The organism is Micromonospora matsumotoense (genome assembly GCF_900091525.1).
GTDB classification, from domain to species: domain Bacteria; phylum Actinomycetota; class Actinomycetes; order Mycobacteriales; family Micromonosporaceae; genus Micromonospora; species Micromonospora matsumotoensis.
Map to the genome: position 1 here is coordinate 23331 of NZ_FMCU01000014.1, position 6460 is coordinate 29790.

Here is a 6460-nt window from a genome sequence, read left to right on the forward strand (position 1 = left end):
CCGAACCGGACGTCCGGCCGGTGGTCCGCCGACCGATGACCGAAACGGCAGGGCCTAAGGTGGGGCGGCAGAGTGACCCACAACGCGGTGGGTCGTCGAGGGGAGTGGCACCCATGGACCGGCGTCCGGCGATCAAACCGGGACCCGACCTCCGGCAGACTGAGACCGGCCGGGACGACAGCTTCGATTCGGCGACCGACGGGGACAGCCCGCCGATCGACGGGGACGGCTACGGTCGACTCGACACAGGAGTGACCGGGTTGACCGGTTCGAGCATCGACACCCTCTACGACCTGGGGCTTCCGGTGGAAGCGCTCGGCGACGACGTGGAGGACGCCGAACTCGACGAACCGGTGCCCAACGCGGAGCGCCTGGTGGCCCAGGCGGTGGCGTTGGCCGGTGACGACCACGACGCGGCGACCCTGGTGGGTCGGTTCTGGCGGTTCGCGCCGGACGAGGAGCTGATCGGCTTCACCGCCGAGGAGATGCTCGACGCCGCCCGGGCGCACCGCGACCTGGCCCAGCAGCGGGTGCCGGGCGAGCTGAAGCTGCGCATCCACTCACCCGACGCCGACCAGCACCACACCGTCGTCGAGATCGTCACCGACGACATGCCCTTCCTGGTCGACTCGGTGACCGCCCTGCTCAACGCCCACCACCTCGACGTACACCTGCTGGTGCACCCGTTGGTGGTGGTCCGGCGGGAGCCGCTGGGCCGGCTGACCGAGGTCTCCGCCGACGTGGAGCCGGACGACGCGATCGCCGGTGACCTGGTCGAGAGCTGGATGCGGATCGAGATCGACCCGGTCCGCGACGCCGACCAGCGGGACAGGCTGCGCCGCGAGTTGCAGCGAGTGCTCACCGATGTGCGGGAGGCCGTCGAGGACTGGCCCAAGATGCGTCAGCGGGCCCTGGCGCTCGCCGACGAGTTGTCCACCGCCCGGACGGCGGACGACCGCCCACCGGTGCCGGAGAAGGACATCACCGACTCGGTGGAGTTGCTGCGCTGGCTGGCCCACGACCACTTCACCTTCCTCGGCTACCGGGAGTACCGGCTGGTCGACTCCGACGGGCAGGACGGCCCGGCGCTGGAGGCGGTGCTCGGCACCGGCCTGGGCATCCTGCGGTCGGACTCGCCCGAGGCGCGCGCGCTGTCGTCGATGACGCCGGAGGCGCACGAGAAGGTGATGGAGAAGCGGCTGCTGATCATCACCAAGGCGAACTCCCGGGCCACCGTGCACCGCTCGGCCTACCTGGACTACATCGGCTTCAAGATCTTTGACGAGGCCGGCCGGGTGGTCGGCGAGCGGCGGTTCCTGGGCCTGTTCTCCACCGCCGCCTACCGGACCAGCGTGCGGGAGTTGCCGGTGGTCCGCCGCAAGGTGGCCGAGGTGCTGGACCGCTCCGGGCTGAGCCAGCGCAGCCACTCCGGCAAGGACCTGCTCCAGATCCTGGAGACCTACCCGCGCGACGAGCTGTTCCAGATCAAGACCGACGACCTTTACCACGCGGTGGTCGGCGTGCTGCGGATGGCCGGCCGCCGGCAGCTGCGGGTGTTCCTGCGCCGCGACGCGTACGGGCGGTTCATCTCCTGCCTGATCTACCTGCCCCGGGACCGGTTCACCACCCAGAACCGGCTGCGCATGCAGGACATCCTGCTGCGTGAGCTGAACGGGATCGGGGTGGACTACACCACCCGGGTCACCGAGTCGATGCTGGCCCGGGTGCACTTCATCGTCCGGACCGACCCCCACCGGCCGCCCGGGGAGATCGACGCCGACCTGCTCGCCGAGGAGTTGGCCGACGCCACCCGGCTCTGGGACGACGACTACCGGTTGGTGCTGGAACGCAAGCTCGGCGACGAGCAGTCCAAGCACCTGTTCATCCGGTACGCCGACGCGTTCCCGGAGGGCTACAAGGACGGGCACACGCCGTACGAGGCGATGAAGGACCTGGCCAAGCTGGAACTCCTGGAGGAGCCCGGCCAGCTGGAGATGCACCTGTTCCGCAAGCAGTGGGCGCCCCGGCCGGGGCAGCGCGACGTCGTGGCCGACGAGGCGATGGACGTCCGGTTCAAGGTCTACCGGTACGGCGAGCCGATGATGCTCTCCGCCGTGCTGCCGGTGCTGCACTCGCTCGGCGTCCGGGTGGTCGACGAGCACCCGTACGAGGTGGACCGGATCGACGGCCGGGTCTTCCTCTACGACTTCGGGCTGCGGCTGCCCGAGGGGCACCAGGAGTTGGCCGAGGTGCGCCCGCACGTGGAGAACGCCTTCGCCGCCGCCTGGCGGGGCGAGGCCGAGGTGGACGGCTTCAACGAGCTGGTCCTGCGCGGCGGGCTGACCTGGCGGCAGGTGGTGGTGCTGCGGGCGTACGCGAAGTACCTGCGGCAGACCGGTGCGGTCTTCTCCCAGGAGTACATGGAGCAGACCTTCATCGCCTACCCCAAGATCGCCGCGCTGCTGGTGGAACTCTTCGAGGTGCGGTTCGCCCCGGACGGGCGGAGCACCGCGCAGCGGCAGGAGCGCAGCGGCGAGCTGGTCGACGCGATCGGCGTCGCGCTGGACGACGTGGCCAGCCTCGACCAGGACCGCATCCTGCGCGCCTACCTGACGTTGATGCAGGCCACCCTGCGGACCAGCTTCTACCAGAAGCGCGCCGACGGGCGACCCAAGCCGTACGTGGCGTTCAAGCTGGACCCGCAGGCCATTCCGGACCTGCCGGCGCCCCGGCCCAAGTTCGAGATCTTCGTCTACTCGCCCCGGTTCGAGGGCGTGCACCTGCGGTACGGGCCGGTGGCCCGGGGCGGGCTGCGCTGGTCCGACCGGCGGGAGGACTTCCGTACCGAGGTGCTCGGCCTGGTCAAGGCGCAGATGGTGAAGAACGCGGTGATCGTGCCGGTCGGTGCCAAGGGCGGCTTCGTGCTGAAGCAGAAGCCGGGGGACCGGGACGAGGCGGTCGCCTGCTACCAGGAGTTCATCGGCGCGATGCTCGACGTCACCGACAACATCGTCTCGGGGGAGATCGTGCCGCCGGTGGACGTGGTGCGGCACGACCCCGACGACCCCTACCTGGTGGTCGCGGCGGACAAGGGCACCGCGACGTTCTCCGACATCGCCAACCAGATCTCGGCGGCGCACTGCTTCTGGCTGGGCGACGCGTTCGCCTCCGGCGGCTCCGCCGGCTATGACCACAAGAAGATGGGCATCACCGCCCGGGGCGCCTGGGAGTCGGTCAAGCGGCACTTCCGCGAGCTGGGCCACGACACCCAGACGGCCGACTTCACCGTGGTCGGCGTCGGCGACATGTCCGGCGACGTGTTCGGCAACGGGATGCTGCTCTCCGAGCACATCCGGTTGGTGGCCGCGTTCGACCACCGGCACATCTTCCTCGACCCGGACCCGGACGCCGCCGCCTCCTTCCGGGAACGCCAGCGGCTGTTCGACCTGCCCCGATCGTCCTGGGAGGACTACGACCCGAAGCTGATCTCCGAGGGCGGCGGGATCTTCCCGCGGGGTGCGAAGTCCATCCCGATCACCCCGCAGGTGCGGGCGGCCATCGGCCTGGCCGACGACGTCACCCAGCTCAGCCCGCCGGAGCTGATGAAGGCGATCCTCACCGCGCCGGTGGACCTGTTCTGGAACGGCGGCATCGGCACCTACGTGAAGGCGTCCAGCCAGACCAACGCCGAGGTGGGCGACAAGTCCAACGACGCGATCCGGGTGGACGGCAGGAGCCTGCGCTGCCGGGTCGTCGGCGAGGGCGGCAACCTGGGCTGCACCCAGCACGGCCGGATCGAGTACGCGCAGACCGGTGGCCGGATCTACACCGACTTCATCGACAACGCGGCCGGGGTGGACTGCTCCGACCACGAGGTGAACATCAAGATCCTGCTCAACACGGCGGTCGCCGACGGGGCGCTGGACGTCCCCGCCCGCGACGAGCTGCTCGCCCAGATGACCGACGAGGTCGCCGAGCTGGTGCTGCGGGACAACTACGACCAGGCGCGGGCGATCAACAACTCGCAGGCCCAGGCCGCCTCGCTGCTGCCGGTGCACCGCCGGATGATCAGCGGGCTGGAGCGGGCCGGCCAGCTCGACCGGGCGCTGGAGGCGCTGCCCCCGGACGAGGAGCTGGCGGTACGCACCGAGTCCGGGCTGACCGCGCCGGAGTTCGCGGTGCTGCTCGCGTACGTGAAGATCTCGCTGGAGCGGGAGATCCTCGCCGAGGGCCTCGCGGACGAGGAGTGGACGACCGACGTCCTGGTCAAGTACTTCCCGACGCCGATGCGCGAGCGGTTCGCCGACCGGATGGCCCAGCACCGGCTGCGCCGGGACATCGTCACCACGGTGCTGGTCAACGAGGCGATCAACCGGGGTGGCATCTCGTTCGTCTTCCGGGTCGTCGAGGAGACGGCCGCGTCGGCGGCCGACGTGATCCGGGCGTACGTGGTGGTCCGGGAGGTCTTCGGGCTGCGGGAGCTGTGGGCCGCGGTCGAGGCGCTGGACAACCAGGTCTCGCCGGAGTTGCAGACCAGCGTCTACCTGGACACCCGGCGGCTGCTCGACCGGGCGGTGCGCTGGCTGGTGACCAACCGGCGCTCGCCGATCGACGTGCCGGCCGAGATCGAGCGGCTCCGCGACGGGGTGGCCCGGCTGCTGCCCGACCTGCAGGACCGGTTCCACGGCAGCGAGCGGGAGTCGCTGCGGGCGCACATCGACGCGATGACCGCCCGGGGGCTGCCGGCCGGCCTGGCCGAGCAGGCGACCCGGCTGATGTACAGCTTCGGGCTGCTGGACGTGGTGGAGACGGCGCGCACCAGCGGGCGGGACGTCGGCGAGGTGGCCTCGGTCTACTTCGTGCTCTCCGACCGGTTCCGGGTGGACTCGCTGCTGTCGAAGATCTCCCTGCTGCCGCGGGAGGACCGCTGGCAGACGCTGGCCCGGATGGCGTTGCGCTACGACCTGTACGCCGCGCTGGCCGCGCTCACCGGGGAGGTGCTCGAATCCACCTCGGGCGACCTGCCGCCACAGGAGCGGGTGCTCCAGTGGGAACAGTCGAACGCCACCTCGATCCACCGGGCGCACCGGGCGATGGGGGAGTTCGACGAGTCACGGGCGGACCTCGCCTCGCTGTCGGTGCTGCTGCGGCAGATCCGCACCCTGGTCCGGACGTCCGGCGCCGCCTGACCGTACGCCGACCGCGCCTGCGGCGGGACCGTCGTCCCGCCGCAGGCGCGGCACCGGTGCGGCCGGCAGCGGGGCACCGCCGGGCGCGGTCGGGTCAGGGTGTCAGCGAGGCGAAGACGATCACGTTGTCCTGGTAGCTGCCGGCACCCTGGTCGAACTGGCCGCCGCAGGTCACCACCCGCAGGCCGGGCCGGTCGTTCGGGCCGTACACCTGCTCGGTGGGGAACTGCGCCTTCGGGTACGCCTTCACCTCGTCGACGGTGAAGATCGCGACGACGCCGTCGGCCCGGGACACCGTGATGGTGTCGCCCGGCAGGAGCGCGCCGAGCTGGAAGAAGACCGCCGGCCCGAGCTTCGCCGAGTCGACGTGCCCGACGATCACCGCGTTGCCGGTCTCACCGGGGCTGACGCCCGGCTCGTACCAGCCGGCGCGCTGGGCCTGGTCCAGTGGGGGCACCTGCACCGTCCCGTCCGGGTTGGTGCCCAGCGGCATGATCTCCGCGTTGACCGCGATCCGGGGGATCGCGATGGTGGTGGGGGCGGACCGGGGCAGCGGATCGGGGCCCGGCGGCACGCTCGCGTCGGCGGGGACCTGGGCGTCCGGGTCGTCGACCGGCCCGGTGTCCTCGGCGGGGGTGGTCGCCGGGGCGGTCTGCGGCGCGGCCTGGGCCGCCGGTTGTGGGGGACGCGGTGGGGGCGTGGTGCGCAGGGACGCGCCGACCATGCCGGAGCCGGCCATGGCGAGCAGGACGACGACGGCCGCGCCGGCGGCACGCCACGGTCTCCCGTGACGGCCGCCGGCCCGTGTCGCCGTCGGGTCAGCCGAGCTCATCGGCCCGACGCCGACGCATCAGCACGATGCCGCCGAGGGCTGCCGCGCCGATCATGCCCGCCCCACCGGCGACCATGCTCCGGTCGGCACCGGTGGCGGTCATCCCACCGTCGCCGCCGTCGACGTGCCCCTTCGGCAGGACGACCAGTTCGCCCTCGCCGCACGAGCCCTCCAGCTCGTACTTGCCCGGACGGGCGTCCTCGGAGACCTTGGCCTCGCCGTAGTAGACGAAGTCCTTCTTGTGCTCCCAGCCGCCCTCGTCCTTGCCGTAGCCGGACTCCTCGTCCTGGCCGTACTCGTCGTGGCCCAGCCAGTCGCCCTCGTCGGACTCCTCGCCGTAGCCCGGCTTGCCGTGCTCTTCCTCCGCGCCGGGCTTGCCGTGTTCGCCGGACTCTTCGCCCGCGCCGGGCTTGCCGTGCTCTTCCTCCGCGCCGGGCTT

Annotated in this window: 2 protein-coding genes and 1 pseudogene; 1 reads left to right on the top strand and 2 read right to left on the bottom strand. The window is 71.5% G+C overall.

Features of this window, described 5'->3' with window-relative positions; all coding sequences use genetic code 11:
- The first annotated feature begins 113 nt into the window (after window positions 1–113).
- On the top strand, window positions 114–5189 hold the full coding sequence (locus GA0070216_RS23530) for an NAD-glutamate dehydrogenase (protein ID WP_091250331.1): 5076 nt from the start codon (window positions 114–116) through the stop codon (window positions 5187–5189).
- A 94-nt stretch (window positions 5190–5283) separates the two neighbouring features.
- Here the strand turns inward: GA0070216_RS23530 and GA0070216_RS23535 are convergent, their stop codons facing one another.
- Entirely contained in the window at window positions 5284–6021 is a 738-nt protein-coding gene (locus GA0070216_RS23535) for a class F sortase (protein WP_091250335.1), read from the bottom strand.
- Window positions 6008–6460: pseudogene (locus GA0070216_RS35675) on the bottom strand (hypothetical protein); the annotation flags it as partial. The gene GA0070216_RS23535 and the pseudogene GA0070216_RS35675, both read right to left, overlap by 14 nt.

Coding starts and splice junctions, on each gene's coding strand:
- GA0070216_RS23530 (WP_091250331.1), top strand. CDS start 114: ATGGACCGGCGTCCGGCGATCAAACCGGGACCCGACCTCCGGCAGACT.
- GA0070216_RS23535 (WP_091250335.1), bottom strand. CDS start 6,021: ATGAGCTCGGCTGACCCGACGGCGACACGGGCCGGCGGCCGTCACGGG.